Source organism: Klebsiella sp. V115_8, from assembly GCF_029967715.1.
GTDB classification, from domain to species: domain Bacteria; phylum Pseudomonadota; class Gammaproteobacteria; order Enterobacterales; family Enterobacteriaceae; genus Klebsiella; species Klebsiella quasipneumoniae.
On the sequence record NZ_JASCAR010000022.1, the window covers coordinates 196,978 to 212,345 of the forward strand.

Below are 15,368 nucleotides of genomic sequence, written 5' to 3' on the forward strand. Positions count from 1 at the left end.
ACCCGCACTGGCGGGCCTCAGCTATCGAACACACTTCCACCTTTCCTGCCGCCAGCGTCGGATACCGCCTGGCCGGAGCAGCAGTGTACACGTAATCAGCGCGTTGCCCACCCCTGCTTATGCAGATAGTCGAGAATAAACGGACGACTCTCTTTCACGATAGTGCGACGGATATGATCGCTCCAGGTATCGCGGCGGGCGTTGCTGCCGCGCGACAGATAATAGTGCGCCAGCTGTTCGTCATACTCCGCCAGCAGCGCGTTATCCAGCGGCTGATAGCGGTTCTCATGCACCAGCATGTCGGCCGGCATCCGCGGCTTGATGTCCGGATTATCCGCCGGCCAGCCAAGGCAAAGACCGAACAGCGGCAGAACGTGCTGCGGCAGCTCCAGCAGCTCGGTCACCGCCTCGATGCTGTTGCGCAACCCGCCGATATAGACGCCACCCAGCCCGAGGGACTCGGCGGCGGTCAGCGCGTTTTGCGCCAGCAGCGCCGTATCGACAACGCCGATCAGCAGCTGTTCCGCCAGCCCCAGCTCCGCCTGCGGGCAGATCTGCAGGTGGCGGTTAAAGTCGGCGCAGAAGACCCAAAACTCCGCCGCCTGGGCGACGTGCTGCTGGCCGCCGGTCAGCGGGACCAGACGTTCACGCAGGGCCGGGTCGGTAATACGGATGATGGAGGTGCACTGTAAAAAACTCGAGGTAGATGCCGCTTGCGCGCTGGCGATAATCGCCGCGCGCTGTTCGTCGCTCACGGGCGCATCGGTGAAGTGGCGGATAGAACGGTGGCTGCGCAGCAGCTCAATGGTCGGCGTCATTTCGTTTTTCTCTGTCAGACAAGGATTCAGGCTCAGGAGAGTGGGTTAACTGCGGGGCCACGATCTGCGCCATCCGCCACATCACGACGATGGCGGCGGGGATCATCAGCACGATCCCGGCAAAGAGCATCACCAGCGCCGCGGTCGGGCTGGCAATGGGCGCAGGCAGCTGGACATACTGGTTAAGCGAGAGCCAGGCGAGGGTTAACAGCCCCATCCCGAGGATCTCAACCAGCAGTATGCTTTTTGGCAACGGGGCAAATTTTCGCATCACGCCTCTCCGGTTGATAAACGCGGCGCGCCAGCCAATGCCACCGCGCCGCCGGGTCAGTATACGGGTTTTGATAGTACGACATTTATCAAACATAGCCGTAAACCATCGAAGCAAAAGGCAGAACCTTCTTTCCCTCACCGGCCAATGCAGGCATCATAAGCGCCATTCGCCATCCGGCTGAGGTTTAAGGAGAGAAGCAATGTTTACCGTTATTTTTGGTCGTCCAGGCTGCCCTTACTGCGTTCGCGCCAAAGAGCTGGCAGAAAAACTGACCAACGAGCGTGATGACTTTAACTACCGTTACGTGGATATTCACGCCGAAGGCATCAGCAAAGCTGATCTGGAAAAAACCGTCGGCAAACCGGTTGAAACCGTACCGCAGATTTTCGTCGACCAGAAACACATCGGCGGTTGCACCGATTTCGAAGCCTGGGCGAAAGAGAACCTTGGCCTGTTTGCCTGAGTAAATTTATTTACTCGATGAATGACTGCGCCAGGTATCAAGCCAGGCGCAGATAAACAAAAAGCACAACGCCCCGAGCGCACACCAGAACACCGCGCTCAGTACCCACGCCATCTCCTGCCAGAACGTCCGGTGCGTGACGAAAAACAGCCGCATCGTCACCATACAGACCGGCGCCGCCAGTATCGCGCCGAGCAAAGGACGCAGCACCCGCCGTCCGGGAGAGAGACAGCTCGCCGCCGCCCCTGGCAGCAAAAAGAAGAGCAGGCCCAGCTCCGGGTTGCCGCTGGCGCGAAAGGCCCCTTTCATATGTAACAACAACGATAAGCACACCACAATGAACAGAACGAAGCCACAGATAATGCCGGCCCAACTACGCTCAGATTTCACCGTATCCTCCTGATGTTGCCTCTAACTCACGTCCACGTCGCCCAGTCAGATAAAGCATTTCGGCAATCCATGCCAATAACTCCCCTACCAGCCTAAAAACGATTGTCACTAGCCGCCGCATCCAGGAAGGATTAAACTAGCGGGTATATTTTTGCTGGTTATAACAGGGTGCCAGAATAGGTTCGCGACAACGCGAACGCCTGAGCAACCTTAGACCAAATAACCATTTCCTTCAACAACTTACTAGTAAACGAGAAGTTGGCTTTCGTGAATATAAACGTCGCAGATTTGTTAAACGGGAATTACATCCTGTTATTATTCGTTGTACTTGCATTAGGACTATGCCTGGGAAAACTGCGTCTCGGCTCAGTACAACTTGGTAATTCCATTGGCGTTTTAGTCGTTTCTCTATTATTAGGTCAGCAGCATTTCGCGATTAACACCGATGCCCTTAATCTCGGCTTTATGTTGTTTATTTTTTGCGTCGGCGTGGAAGCCGGTCCTAACTTTTTTTCGATTTTTTTCCGCGACGGGAAAAACTATCTGATGCTGGCCCTGGTGATGGTCGGTAGCGCGATGCTGATCGCCATGGTGCTGGGTAAAGTGTTCGGCTGGGATATCGGGCTCACCGCCGGTATGCTGGCGGGGGCGATGACCTCCACCCCGGTGCTGGTGGGCGCGGGGGACACCCTGCGCCATTTCGGCCTGCCCAGCGATCAGCTGGCGCAGTCGCTTGACCACCTGAGCCTCGGCTATGCCCTGACCTACCTGGTTGGTCTGGTGAGCCTGATCGTCGGCGCCCGCTATATGCCCAAGCTGCAGCATCAGGATCTGCAGACCAGCGCCCAGCAAATCGCCCGCGAGCGCGGCCTCGATACCGATTCCAAACGTAAAGTCTACCTGCCGGTGATCCGCGCCTATCGCGTCGGCCCGGAGCTGGTGGCATGGGCGGATGGCAAAAATCTGCGCGAGCTGGGCATTTATCGCCAGACCGGCTGCTATATCGAACGCATCCGCCGCAACGGCATTCTGGCCAACCCGGATGGCGACGCGGTGCTGCAGATGGGCGACGATATTGCGCTGGTGGGCTACCCGGACGCGCACGCCCGCCTCGACCCGAGCTTCCGCAACGGTAAAGAGGTTTTCGACCGCGACCTGCTCGACATGCGCATCGTCACCGAAGAGATTGTGGTCAAAAACCACAACGCCGTCGGCCGCCGCCTGGCGCAGCTCAAGCTTACCGATCACGGCTGCTTCCTGAACCGGGTCATTCGCAGCCAGATCGAGATGCCTATCGACGACAACGTTGTGCTGAACAAAGGCGACGTGCTGCAGGTCAGCGGCGACGCCCGCCGCGTGAAGACCGTAGCCGACCGCATCGGCTTTATCTCCATTCACAGCCAGGTGACCGACCTCCTCGCCTTCTGCGCCTTCTTTATCGTCGGCCTGATGATCGGCATGATCACCTTCCAGTTCAGCTCCTTCAGCTTCGGCATCGGCAACGCCGCCGGCCTGCTGTTCGCCGGCATCATGCTTGGCTTCCTGCGCGCCAACCACCCAACCTTCGGCTATATCCCGCAGGGGGCGCTGAACATGGTGAAAGAGTTTGGCCTGATGGTGTTTATGGCCGGGGTCGGGCTCAGCGCCGGGGCCGGGATCAATAACGGGCTGGGCGCCGTCGGCGGCCAGATGCTGGCGGCCGGGCTTATCGTCAGCCTGGTGCCGGTGGTGATCTGCTTCCTGTTCGGCGCCTACGTGCTGCGCATGAACCGGGCGATGCTGTTCGGCGCCATGATGGGGGCCCGCACCTGCGCCCCGGCGATGGAGATCATCAGCGATACCGCGCGCAGCAACATCCCGGCGCTCGGCTATGCGGGCACCTACGCCATCGCCAACGTGCTGCTCACCCTCGCCGGGACGCTCATCGTGATCATCTGGCCAGGGCTACAATAAATTTTTTGCGAAAAAAGCCGCCACAGGCAGAACTTTTTCTCAGGGCATCAGTCATAAGTAATGCCACTGCTTTTCTTTGATGTCCCCATTTTGTGGAGCCCATCAACCCCGCCACTTCGGTTCAAGGTTGATGGGTTTTTTGTTGCCTGCGTTTAGCCATTCCGGCTGAAACGCCGCCTCAGCGCCCCTCTTCCTGCGCCCTCTCCCCTGCCAGCTGCCCGACCATCATGCGGATCGCCGCCTTCGACAGCGGCGCGCGGTCGGTGACAAAGTGCAGGGTCATCCCTTCGATAAAGGCGTCGAGGCCGCGGGCGGTGTCGGGGGTAAACCACTGCTCCAGCGTCTGCTGGCTGCGCCGCATCCAGTTCTGCATCACCGCCTTCAGCGCTGGCTGGCTGCTGCAGAATGCGTACAGCTGGTACATCAGCTCCATATTGCGCGCCGTGGTCACCTGGGCGCTGAAGATCAGCTCCGCGATGGCATCGCAGGCTTGTTGCCGGTTCGTTACCCCGGCGAAGCTTTGCTGATACTGCGCCGACATCTCGGCGGTAAACAGGTTGAACGCCTCCGCGATCAGCGCCTCGATGCCGCTGAAATAGTAGGTCAGCGACCCCAGCGGCACATTCGCGCAGGTGGCGATTTTACGGTGCGTCACCGCATGGACGCCGTGCGCCGCGATGGTGTCCAGCGTCGCCTGCAGGATGCGCTCGCGGCGCTGCGGATCGTTCGGTCTACGGGCCATGATTTTCCTCTTCCGGTTTATGTACAAATGTACACATGCTTGCTACTGTTGTCTTCACTCTTCTCCTTTAAGGCGTTTACGGATGACGACGCAATCTTCGCGCAGAGCGCTCCAGCTTCGACTGTGGGCGCTGTTTATGTTCTTTTTCATCCCCGGCTTATTAATGGCTTCCTGGGCCACCCGCACGCCGGCGATCCGCGATCTGCTGGCGCTTTCTACCGCAGAGATGGGCGTCGTGCTGTTTGGCCTGTCGGTGGGATCGATGAGCGGTATTCTCTGCTCGGCGTGGCTGGTGAAGCGCTTTGGCACCCGCAAGGTCATCCGCACCACCATGTCCTTCGCCGTACTCGGCATGCTGGTGCTCAGCCTGGCGCTGTGGGTCACCTCCGCCCCGCTGTTCGCCTTCGGTCTGGCCATCTTTGGCGCCAGCTTTGGCTCGGCAGAGGTCGCCATTAACGTCGAGGGGGCGGCGGTTGAGCGGGAGATGAATAAAACGGTGCTGCCGATGATGCACGGCTTCTACAGCTTTGGCACCCTGTTCGGCGCCGGGGTGGGCATGGCGGTGACCGGGTTCGGCCTGCCCGCCGCTCCGCATATTCTGGCGGCCGCGCTGGTGGCCATTCTGCCCATCGCCATTGCCATCCGCGCCATTCCGGAGGGTACCGGTAAAAATGCCGCCGAAGCCGCCCACGGCGAGGCGAAAGGTCTGCCGGTATGGCGCGACGCGCAGTTGCTGCTTATCGGGGTCATCGTCCTGGCGATGGCCTTTGCCGAAGGCTCGGCCAATGACTGGCTGCCGCTGCTGATGGTGGACGGCCACGGCTTTAGCCCCACCTCCGGCTCGCTGATCTATGCCGGCTTCACCCTCGGCATGACGCTGGGCCGCTTTACCGGCGGCTGGTTTATCGATCGCTACAGCCGGGTGACGGTGGTTCGCGGCAGCGCGGTGATGGGCGCTCTGGGTATCGGCCTGATTATCTTCGTCGATAACCCCTGGGTGGCGGGCATCTCGGTGCTGCTGTGGGGCATCGGCGCCTCGCTCGGCTTCCCGCTGACTATTTCCGCCGCCAGCGATACCGGTCCGGATGCCCCTAAGCGCGTCAGCGTGGTGGCGATTACCGGGTATCTTGCTTTCCTCGTCGGGCCGCCGCTGTTGGGCTTCCTCGGCGAGCACTTCGGCCTGCGCAGCGCGATGCTGGTGGTGCTGGGCCTGGTGATGGTGGCGGCGCTGGTCGCCCGCGCGGTGGCTAAGCCACAGTCTGAACCCGTTATGGAGAACAGCTAATGAGCATCAAACTGATTGCGGTGGATATGGACGGCACCTTTTTAAGCGATGCCAAAACCTACAACCGGCCGCGCTTCCTCGCCCAGTATCAACGAATGCGCGAGCAGAACATTCGCTTCGTGGTCGCCAGCGGCAACCAGTACTACCAGCTGATCTCCTTCTTTCCGGAGATCGCCCACCAGATCGCCTTCGTGGCGGAAAACGGCGGCTGGGTAGTGAGCGGCAATGAAGATGTCTTCAACTGCCAGCTGCCGGTTCACCATTTCAACGCCGTGGTCGATCATCTGCAGACGCTGCCGAATATCGAAATCATCGCCTGCGGGAAGCGCAGCGCCTACACCCTCAACCGCTACAACGACGCGCTGAAGACGGTGGCGGCGAAGTATTATCACCGCCTTGAACTGGTGGATGATTTTAACCATCTCGATGACACCATCCTCAAATTTGGTCTCAACGTGCCGGACCGCCTGATCCCGGAAATTCAGCCGAGGCTGCACGCGGCGCTGGGGGACATGGTGACCGCAGTGGCCACCGGCTACGGCAGCATCGACTTAATTATCCCGGGGGTGCACAAAGCCAACGGCCTGCGTATTTTGCAGCAGCGCTGGGGCATCGAGGATCATGAGGTGGTGGCGTTCGGCGACAGCGGCAACGATATCGAAATGCTGCAGCACGCCGGGTTTGGCTTCGCCATGGCCAACGCCCGGGAAGACGTCAAAGCCGTCGCCCGCTATCATGCGCCGCACAACAACGAAGAGGGGGTTCTGCAGATTATCGATAAGGTGTTGGATCGCGAAGCGCCGTTCGCCTGATAAGACCCGGATGCAAGCGCATCCGGGTTGAAAACCGGTTACCCCTGCTGCGAATTGCCGACGCTTTTATCTTTCAGGAAGTAGATCATCAGCCCCAGCCACAGCACCCCGCCCAGCAGGTTAAACAGGCTGAACAGCCCATTGCCGCCCAGCTCGTAAGCATGTTTGCTGAGCTCGATGCCGACGGTGAAGATCAGCATCTGCAGCATTCCCATCGCCGCCGAAACCGTGCCTTTGCTCATCTCGCTGGCGAACAGGGTTAAGCGCACCAGGCCGGCGTTCGCCAGGCCAATCCCGAAGGCGTAGAAGCTCAGGCCGGCGGTCATCCACAGATAGGCGTGGGAAGAGACCACCGTCGCCGCCGCGGAGAGGAGCAGGCCAAACACGATCGGCCAGCCGCCCATGATAATCAGCGAGCGCACGGTACGGCGCGAAGTCAGGCGCGCCAGCACCAGGTTGCCGGCAATCAGCGCGCCGAAAATCGGCACCTGCAGCATGCCATACTCATAGCTGGTGGCTTGTTCGCCGCTGATAATAATGACCGGCGACTGGGCAATCCACGCCAGCAGCGGTAGGCTGACAAAGCCGGTGGCCAGCGCGCCGGCGACGAAGCGCAGGTTCTTCAGCACCAGCCGATAGTCGCGGCCCAGCTCTTTGACCGACAGCTTTTCACCCAGCCGCGTCGCGGTCTCCGGCATCGCTCGCTGCAGGCCGACAAACGAGATGGCAGCAAGCACGGCGAACAGCACGAACATCATCTCCCACGGCAGGATATGCACCCAGGCGGCGCCCACCAGCGGCCCCAGCAGCGGAGCAATCAGCGCCACGTTGGCCATCAGGGCAGTGATTTTAATACACACCGCCTCCTCAAAGGACTCCTGGATCGCCGCGTAGCCGACCGCGCCGATAAAGCAGAGGCTGATCCCCTGCAGGAAGCGCAGCAGGGTGAACTGCTCAATGGTCTGCGCCAGCAGCGTCGCCAGGCAGGTGACGATAAACCACACCACCCCGGTCAACATCACCGGACGGCGGCCAATACGGTCCGACAGCGGCCCCAGCAGCCACTGTAAAAACATGCCGCCGGCCAGATAGGCGGTCATCGAGGTGGGAACCCACTCGTTGCCCACCTGGAATTCCTGAACCACGGCCAGCATACCCGGCTGGATCATATCGTTGCCGATATAGGTGGAAAACTCGTACAGCACCAGACATAGCGGGAACAGCAGCGCCTGCCTTCCGAGGCGGCGGCCTGAAAGCGAATAATTTTGCATGAAATCTCTTATCTATCAAAAATCGCGCAAAGTGTAATGAAACTCCCGGCGCGGAGATAGTGAATTGTGGGTGACACCGCACAATATTGCGAGTTGCGCGCCACCGTCAGGCTTCTTCTTTGCAATTCACTCTGCGTATATATTCCGTTTATGTTTCAGCAATGTGACAAAGGATATACTGACGCTTTTCAGGGGGTTAGCGTCGCGCCTCAGGAGGCGACATTTCATAACAACCTGATCTTTAAGACAATGCTGCTTTATCTCCGCACCGCTTTTATTTAGGGTAGGCGGCTTATTTGCTATCGGACCAACGAGCCTGGAAGTCTATGCTGGAAAATATTAACTACGCGCTGTTCGCCCTGCTCAACGCGACCCCGGCCTCGCCGCAGTGGGCCATTGAGGTGGCGATTTTCATCGCTAAAGATTTGATTCTGATCGTGCCCCTGCTGGTGGTGACCTTGTGGCTGTGGGGGCCTGCCCAGCGGCAGATGGTTTTTAAGCTGATGCTGGCGCTGACGATCAGCCTGACCGTCTCATGGGCGATCGGCCACCTCTATCCGCACGATCGGCCATTTGTCGCCGGCGTGGGCTATAACTTCCTGCACCATGCGGCGGACGACTCCTTCCCCAGCGACCATGGCACCGTCAGCTTTACCTTTGCCCTGGCCTTCCTGTTCTGGCATCGCCTGTGGTCCGGCGCCCTGCTGATGGCCCTTGCCGCCGCCATCGCCTGGTCCCGCGTCTATCTCGGCGTCCACTGGCCGCTGGACATGGTTGGCGGCCTGCTGGCCGGGATGTGCGGCTGCCTTGGCGCGGCGCTAATCTGGCATACTGTCGGCCCGGCGCTGTACCGTCAGCTGCAGCGCCTCTATCGCCTCTGCTTCTCCCTGCCGATCCGCAAAGGCTGGGTGCGCGGCTAAACGCCGACCGTCGCGGCGGCCACCGCGTGACTAACCCGCAAGCGACAGGTAAAATCCCGCTAACGCCCTGCCTCCGCAGGGCGATTTTAGCGCAGAGGGAATATGGAAACTCGCCGTGACGAACGCATCAGTCAGCTCATTCAGGCACTCAAGCGCAGCGATAAGCTGCATCTGAAAGAAGCGGCCTCCCTGCTTGGGGTGTCGGAAATGACCATTCGTCGCGACCTCAACGGCCACAGCGGTCCGGTCGTGCTGCTCGGCGGATACATTGTGCTGGAGCCGCGCAGCGCCACCCATTACCTGCTCAGCGACCAAAAGACCCGGCTGGTCGAGGAGAAACGCCGCGCCGCCCGCCATGCGGCTGCGCTGCTGGAGCCCCATCAGATGGCCTTCTTCGACTGCGGGACCACCACCCCGTGGATCATCGACGCCATTGACGATGCCCTGCCCTTCACCGGCGTCTGCTACTCCCTGAACACCTTTCTGGCCCTGCAGGAAAAGCCCCAGTGCCGCGCGGTCCTGTGTGGTGGAGAATTTCATGCCAGCAACGCGATTTTTATGCCGCTGAGCCTTGAGGATACCCTCAGCCATCTGAGCCCTGACATCGCCTTTTACTCGGCGGCGGGCATTGACTGCGAACAGGGGGCGACCTGCTATAACCTGGAGGAGCTGCCGGTCAAACACTGGGCGATGCGACACGCGCGCTACCACGTGCTGGTGGTCGACCACAGCAAGTTTGGCAAAGTGCGTCCGGCGCGCATGGGGGCGTTAGCGAAGTTTGACGTGATCGCCAGCGATATCTGCCCGGATGATGAGCTGGTGGCGCTGGCGAAGGCACAGCAGATCTCCCTGCTGTATTGAAGCGTCACTATTGAAGCGTAACTGACCGCGCCCCGCCGGACGCGGTCATGGCATCAGGAGAACCAGCTGCCGAACCAGCCGTGCAGTTTCATCAGTACGAAGTCGATCATCCGGCTGAAGAAGCCGCCCTCTTTCACCGGCTCCATGACGATCAGCGGGCGCTGCTCGATGGTTTTATCATTCAGCTTAAAGTCGATAGTCCCGACCACCTGCCCCTTCTCCAGCGGCGCGGTAAGCTGCGGCTGGTTTAAGGTGTAGCTGGCTTTCAGGTTTTTCAGCTGGCCCTTCGGCAGGGTGATAGAGCCCGCTTCGCCGGCCCCCAGTTTCGCTTCGCTGCTGTCGCCAAACCACACGCGCTGGGTGACGAAGGTGGCATCCGGTTTAATCGGCGTCACGGTTTCATAGAAGCGGAAGCCCCAGGTCAGCAGTTTTTCCGACTCGTTAAAGCGAATGCGGTCGGTTTTGGTCCCCAGCACCACGGCAATCAGACGCATATCGCCCTGAGTGGCCGAAGAAACCAGGTTATAGCCGGCCCCGGCGGTGGTCCCGGTTTTCACGCCATCGGCGTTGAGGTTGGTGCTCCACAGCAGGCGGTTACGGTTTGGCTGGCGAATTTTATTAAAGGTAAACTCTTTCTCTTTATGTACCGCGTACTCTTCCGGTACGTCGTGGATCATCGCTTTGGTCAGTAACGCCATATCGCGGGCGGTACTGAACTGCCCCGGCGCATCGAGGCCGTGGACGGTCATAAAGGTGGTGTTGGTCAGCCCCATTTTTTTGGCGTAGCCGTTCATCAGGCTGACGAAAGCGTCCTGGCTGCCCGCCACGTAGTCCGCAATGGCAATGCTGGCGTCGTTACCGGACTGAATGATGACCCCTTTGTTCAGATCTTCTACTGAAACCTGCATGCCGGGCTTGAGGAACATCACCGATGAGCCGCGCAGCGCCGGGTTGCCGGTCGCCCAGGCATCGCGCCCGACGGTCACCATATCGGTCAGTTTAATTTTTCCCGCTTTTATCGCCTGCCCCACCACGTAGCTGGTCATGATCTTCGTCAGACTGGCCGGGTCGAGTTTTTCATCGGCATTGCCTTCGCTCAGCACCTTCCCGCTGGCGTAGTCCATCAGGATCCAGGCGCGAGCGTCAATCGAAGGGGCGTCGGGGAGTTGTTCTGCAGCCTGCACCGCAGGTGCGACAAGAAATAACAGCGCGCAACCTGCCGCGAGGCCGCGAAGGGAAAAAGCGTCATGCATCATAAGAGCCACCCAAGTATCCTTTCCAAACAAAATATGCCGCGCCACTCTGACCGCGCCGCAGCAACCGGTGAGTAAAGCGTACAAATGACCTTAAAGAAACAGCGAGTTGGTAAAGTTTTTAAAGTTTACGCAATAACATGCCGCTGTGCTTTAATCAGAACAATTTTTTTGATCGTGATTGCCTAAATATTAACTTTATCCCAACATGATCGCCGATCGCGCTGCAACGGCAGTGAAACAAACTCAGGAGCGAAAATGATTACACTGTGGGGACGTAATAACTCGACCAACGTGAAGAAAGTGCGCTGGGTGCTGGAGGAGCTGGATCTGCCGTATGAGCAGATCCTCGCCGGGCTGGAGTTTGGTCTCAATCATGACCCGGAATATCTGGCGATGAACCCCAACGGGCTGGTGCCGCTGTTAAAGGACGATGCCACCGGGGTGGTGTTGTGGGAATCAAATACGATTATTCGCTACCTTGCCGCCCAGTATGGCGCTGACCGTCTGTGGCTGGCCGCGCCGGCGCAGCGCGCGCAAGGCGATAAGTGGATGGACTGGTCCAACGGCACGCTCTCTCCCGCCCATCGCCCGGTATTAATGGGTCTGGTGAGGACGCCGCCGGAGCAACGCGACCCGGCGGCCATCGCCGCGGGGATCAGCGCCTGCGAAGCGCTGTTCGCCATGCTGGATGACGAGCTGGCGAAAACGCCGTGGCTCTCCGGCGAGCAGTTCGGCCTTGGCGATATTGCCGTCGCCCCCTTCGTCTACAACCTGCTGTCGATCCTCGACAGCTGGCAACCGCGTCCCCATCTGCAGCGCTGGTATCAGCAGATTAGCCAGCGTCCGGCCTGGCGCGAAGTGGTGCAGATCCCGGTCACCTGAAATTAACTCTCCGGACTCAGCCGCAATAGCTCGCCGTTAGACTCGTCGGTTAACACATACAGATAGCCGTCGGGTCCCACGCGGACGTCGCGGATCCGTTTACCGCGCGCCTCCAGCAGGCGCCCCGCCTCGCGGACCTGATTGCCGTCCACCGCCAGAACAATCAGCGATGTCTCCTTCAGCGCGCCGATAAACAGCTTATGTTGCCACTGGGGAAAGGTCTGCGCCGCGTAAAAGGCCATCCCGCTCACTCCCGGTGAGACCGGCCAGACATACAGGGGAGGCTCGGTCCCCGGCACCGTCTTGCCCCTGGCCTCCGGAATGGGCAGGCCGCTGTAGTTAATGCCGTGCGTCGCCAGCGGCCAGCCGTAGTTTTTTCCCGCCTGCGGGATATTAATTTCATCCCCGCCGCGCGGGCCATGCTCGTTCAGCCACAGCGCCCCGCTCCACGGATTCATCGCCATACCCTGCGGATTGCGGATGCCGTAGGCCCAGATCTCCGGCCTCACGTCGGCCCGGCCAACAAAGGGGTTATCCGGCGGAACGCCCCCGGTCTCCGTCAAACGGACCACTTTTCCCTGTAGCTTGCCGAGATCCTGAGCGGTGGGACGCTGATTGTTCTCCCCGAGGCCAATAAACAGATGCCCTTTGCCGTCGAACACCAGCCGGCCGCCAAAATGATTGCCGACGGAGAGTTTCGGCTGCTGGCGAAACACCACGGTGAAGTTCGTCAGCTGCGTGGCATCCTGGCTCAACTGCCCGTAGCCCACCGCGGTGCCCGCTTTGCCGCTGGCGTCGCTCTCCGCATAGCTTAGCCACACCCGCCGCGACTGCGCGAAATCCGGGGCCAGCGCCACGTCCAGTAAGCCTCCCTGGCCGTTGGCCCACACCTGCGGCACGCCGGCTATCGGCGCCGACAAGCCTTTACCCGGCTGCCAGCGCTTGAGCTCGCCGCCGCGCAGAGTAATCAACATGCCCTGGTCGCCGGGGAGAAACGCCAGGCTCCACGGATGGGCCAGCCGGTTCTGCAATACTTCCACCCGCACCGCGGCCTGGCTCAGGGCCGGCAGCGACAGGGCGCTCAATAGCAACAGCAGCGGGATCGGACGCATGGCATTCTCCTTTCGTCAGCTCTGCGCTAAAGGGTAGCCAGCGGGGAAATTTGCGCGGGGATTTTTACATAACCTTTAACAGGGGAAGCGTCCACTTCCCCTGGATTTCAGCCGATCAGGCATGAGGGATTGGCGACAATTTATTCAATTTATGAATATTTGAAGTCAATCCTGTCAGACAGCGTTCTAGCTTCTCTACGTTAACAGCGATGTACAGCGGACAATCATGATGTCCGCTCATCAGGCATACTGCAGCGGCGGCGACGGACTCGCCGGCCAAACGAAGGGCATCCCTCTCCTCCGGTGAAATGACATTCTGCAGGCGCGGCGCCTGGGCACGCATTTCACGGCAAAGCTCAAACAAGTTTTCACGCAGATGGTCATTTTCGCTGACTGACATGTAGCCTTTGGCCTTTCGCAGCTGCAGATAGGCGTCAATATCGATATTGGCGTTAATGAGCTTCTGCAAAAGGTGGCGGTATAGTCTGTCAACGCTCATCACGGTTCCTCCTCTGTCGTCCTTTACCTCATCCATAATACGGTTATTTTTTGTACAAAATGATGCGCCAGGTCAATTATTCCCAAGCCTTTAACACCCTTTACAATGTAACAACCTTGCCGCTTTGTCAGGTATATAACAAAGATAATGTTATACGATCACATTTGATTTCATAAAGAAATCAATTCGCATTCGCCGCTATAAAAAGGCCAAAATAGTGCTGCAATGATCACATTATATTGCTGGCGCTATTGCGCGATCGCCAGTCAGGATGCCATAACAAATCATTAATGTAATACGTATAACATTTAATAAAAACAGCGACCGCGGTTCGCTGATAATCTCTCTGCCCATTTGCAAGGAACTGAACCATGACGCCCGGTAAAAGAAACTACCTTCTGTTGAGTCTTTTCGATTTCCTCTACCTGTTCGCCTGGTCGTCGACCATGGCTTTCTTTGTCATCTGGACCACCCAGCATCTTGGCATCAGCGCCACGAAAACCGGCCTGCTCTATTCGGTCAACGCCTTTATCGCCCTGCTGATGCAGCCTTTCTTCGGCTTTATCTCCGACAAGTTCGGCCTGAAAAAACGCCTTATCTGGCTGCTGGTGGCGCTGCTCCTGCCGGTAGGCCCCTTCTTTATCTACGTTTACGCGCCGCTGCTGATGCACAGCTTCTGGATTGGCGCGCTGCTGGGGGGCATCTATCTGGGGATCATCTTTAACTCCGGCTGCGGGGTGATCGACTCTTATATCGATAAGATTTCCCGCCGCTACCAGTTCGAATACGGTCGGGTGCGGATGTGGGGCTCGTTAGGCTGGGCGGCCGCGGCCTGGATCGTCGGTAAATATATCGACAGCAATCCCAATCTGGCCTTCTGGCTCGCCAGCCTCGCCATCGTCATCGCCGCCGTCTGCTTTATGCTGACCAAAATCGAATTAACTGACGCCGATGTGGCGCGAAGCGAATCGCTGAAGGTCTCCCATGCCCTTGAGCTGGCGAAGAACAGCCAGTTCTGGATGCTGCTGATCTTTACCCTGTTCGTCACGCAGATTTATGACACCTACGATCAGCAATTTGCCCAGTACTTCTCGCTGCAGTTCCCGACGCCGGAGGAAGGCAACCGCTGGTATGGGATCCTCGCCTCCATTCAGGTGTGCGGCGAAACGCTGTTCTTATGCCTGATGCCGTGGTTTGTTAACCGGACCGGCGCCAAATGGGCGCTGATCATTGCCGGGCTGATCATGTCGGTACGTATTGCTGGCTCGGCGGTGCCTCTCGGCCCGGTGTGGATTGGCGCAGTAAAAATGATGCATGCCCTGGAGAAACCGTTAATTCTGGTGTCGGTCTTTAAATTCATCGCCGCCAACTTCGACCACAAGCTCTCTTCAACAGTCTATTTACTGGTGCTGTTTGTCGCCTCGATCGCCACCGCCATCTACTCGCCGCTGGCAGGCTATCTGTACGATACCATTGGCTTCGCCGACACCTATCTGATCCTCGGCGGCATCGCCGGGCTCTTTACTCTGATCTCTGTCTTCACGCTGCAGGATAAGCGCGAGCCGAAAAATCCCGGCGTCGCCCCCTCCGGAGCCGTCACCCCGGCGCAATAAGTCTCTGCCCGGCAGCAACGCCGGGCATGAATCGCCGCCCGCGCGCACGGCGTGCCGGAAGCGTTTCCCGCCCCTCTGCCCCGGGGCGTGCGGGATCCGCTGTAGCGGCAGGGTCGTGAAAGGCAGGGTTGGGTGCGCTTTTTCACCATTAACCGTGACGGAGCTATACTCTTTTTCGCAAAGATCTGTAGAATTCCTGCCCTGACCATTCCAATAA

16 protein-coding genes are annotated in these 15,368 nt (G+C 59.0%); 8 read left to right on the forward strand and 8 right to left on the reverse strand.

Annotated elements, in window-relative coordinates; all coding sequences use genetic code 11:
• Window positions 1–95: 95 nt before the first annotated feature.
• On the reverse strand, window positions 96–818 hold the full coding sequence (gene nfsA, locus QLG03_RS06950; protein WP_218798692.1) for an oxygen-insensitive NADPH nitroreductase: 723 nt from the start codon (window positions 816–818) through the stop codon (window positions 96–98).
• Window positions 802–1,089, reverse strand: coding sequence for a YbjC family protein (locus QLG03_RS06955; RefSeq protein WP_004201326.1), 288 nt, complete (start codon window positions 1,087–1,089; stop codon window positions 802–804). The genes nfsA and QLG03_RS06955 overlap by 17 nt, the downstream gene beginning before the upstream one ends.
• 202 nt (window positions 1,090–1,291) lie before the next feature.
• Between QLG03_RS06955 and QLG03_RS06960 the strand changes: the two genes are divergently transcribed.
• A complete protein-coding gene (locus QLG03_RS06960) occupies window positions 1,292–1,555 on the forward strand; it encodes a GrxA family glutaredoxin (RefSeq protein ID WP_002896352.1) in 264 nt (87 codons plus the stop codon).
• Window positions 1,556–1,561: 6 nt separating this feature from the next.
• Here the strand turns inward: QLG03_RS06960 and ybjM are convergent, their stop codons facing one another.
• Window positions 1,562–1,945, reverse strand: coding sequence for an inner membrane protein YbjM (ybjM, locus tag QLG03_RS06965; RefSeq protein ID WP_002896351.1), 384 nt, complete (start codon window positions 1,943–1,945; stop codon window positions 1,562–1,564).
• A gap of 267 nt (window positions 1,946–2,212) precedes the next feature.
• Between ybjM and QLG03_RS06970 the strand changes: the two genes are divergently transcribed.
• A complete protein-coding gene (locus QLG03_RS06970) occupies window positions 2,213–3,898 on the forward strand; it encodes an aspartate:alanine antiporter (protein WP_004179131.1) in 1,686 nt (561 codons plus the stop codon).
• A gap of 178 nt (window positions 3,899–4,076) precedes the next feature.
• Here QLG03_RS06970 and QLG03_RS06975 read toward each other — a convergent pair whose 3' ends face one another.
• On the reverse strand, window positions 4,077–4,640 hold the full coding sequence (locus tag QLG03_RS06975) for a TetR family transcriptional regulator (RefSeq protein WP_023288979.1): 564 nt from the start codon (window positions 4,638–4,640) through the stop codon (window positions 4,077–4,079).
• A gap of 82 nt (window positions 4,641–4,722) precedes the next feature.
• Here QLG03_RS06975 and QLG03_RS06980 point away from each other — a divergent pair, with 82 nt between their 5' ends.
• Both QLG03_RS06980 and QLG03_RS06985 read left to right on the forward strand, forming a co-directional pair.
• Window positions 4,723–5,925: an MFS transporter gene (locus QLG03_RS06980; protein ID WP_044521889.1), complete on the forward strand. Its 1,203-nt coding sequence runs from the start codon at window positions 4,723–4,725 to the stop codon at window positions 5,923–5,925.
• Entirely contained in the window at window positions 5,925–6,737 is an 813-nt protein-coding gene (locus tag QLG03_RS06985; protein WP_023288977.1) for a Cof-type HAD-IIB family hydrolase, read from the forward strand. Before QLG03_RS06980 ends, QLG03_RS06985 begins: the two co-directional genes overlap by 1 nt.
• Window positions 6,738–6,775: 38 nt before the next feature.
• Here the strand turns inward: QLG03_RS06985 and kdeA are convergent, their stop codons facing one another.
• Complete coding sequence (gene kdeA, locus QLG03_RS06990; RefSeq protein ID WP_004201293.1) at window positions 6,776–8,008, reverse strand: multidrug efflux MFS transporter KdeA; 1,233 nt, start codon at window positions 8,006–8,008, stop codon at window positions 6,776–6,778.
• 326 nt (window positions 8,009–8,334) lie between these two features.
• On the opposite strand from kdeA, the gene ybjG reads away from it, so the two are divergent.
• The gene (ybjG, locus tag QLG03_RS06995; protein WP_023288976.1) at window positions 8,335–8,928 is read left to right on the forward strand and encodes an undecaprenyl-diphosphate phosphatase; all 594 of its coding nucleotides are present in this window, start codon (window positions 8,335–8,337) and stop codon (window positions 8,926–8,928) included.
• 102 nt (window positions 8,929–9,030) lie between these two features.
• Window positions 9,031–9,789: a DNA-binding transcriptional repressor DeoR gene (gene deoR / locus QLG03_RS07000; RefSeq protein ID WP_023288975.1), complete on the forward strand. Its 759-nt coding sequence runs from the start codon at window positions 9,031–9,033 to the stop codon at window positions 9,787–9,789.
• Between the two features lie 53 nt (window positions 9,790–9,842).
• Here deoR and dacC read toward each other — a convergent pair whose 3' ends face one another.
• A complete protein-coding gene (gene dacC / locus QLG03_RS07005; RefSeq protein ID WP_004201290.1) occupies window positions 9,843–11,045 on the reverse strand; it encodes a serine-type D-Ala-D-Ala carboxypeptidase in 1,203 nt (400 codons plus the stop codon).
• A 255-nt stretch (window positions 11,046–11,300) separates the two neighbouring features.
• Here dacC and QLG03_RS07010 point away from each other — a divergent pair, with 255 nt between their 5' ends.
• On the forward strand, window positions 11,301–11,927 hold the full coding sequence (locus QLG03_RS07010; RefSeq protein WP_032455238.1) for a glutathione S-transferase family protein: 627 nt from the start codon (window positions 11,301–11,303) through the stop codon (window positions 11,925–11,927).
• A 2-nt stretch (window positions 11,928–11,929) separates the two neighbouring features.
• Here the strand turns inward: QLG03_RS07010 and QLG03_RS07015 are convergent, their stop codons facing one another.
• Window positions 11,930–13,039: a PQQ-dependent sugar dehydrogenase gene (locus tag QLG03_RS07015; protein ID WP_255988150.1), complete on the reverse strand. Its 1,110-nt coding sequence runs from the start codon at window positions 13,037–13,039 to the stop codon at window positions 11,930–11,932.
• Between the two features lie 115 nt (window positions 13,040–13,154).
• Window positions 13,155–13,538, reverse strand: coding sequence for a biofilm formation regulator BssR (gene bssR / locus QLG03_RS07020; RefSeq protein WP_065881878.1), 384 nt, complete (start codon window positions 13,536–13,538; stop codon window positions 13,155–13,157).
• 371 nt (window positions 13,539–13,909) lie between these two features.
• Between bssR and QLG03_RS07025 the strand changes: the two genes are divergently transcribed.
• Entirely contained in the window at window positions 13,910–15,151 is a 1,242-nt protein-coding gene (locus tag QLG03_RS07025; RefSeq protein WP_110238042.1) for an oligosaccharide MFS transporter, read from the forward strand.
• Window positions 15,152–15,368 lie beyond the last annotated feature (217 nt).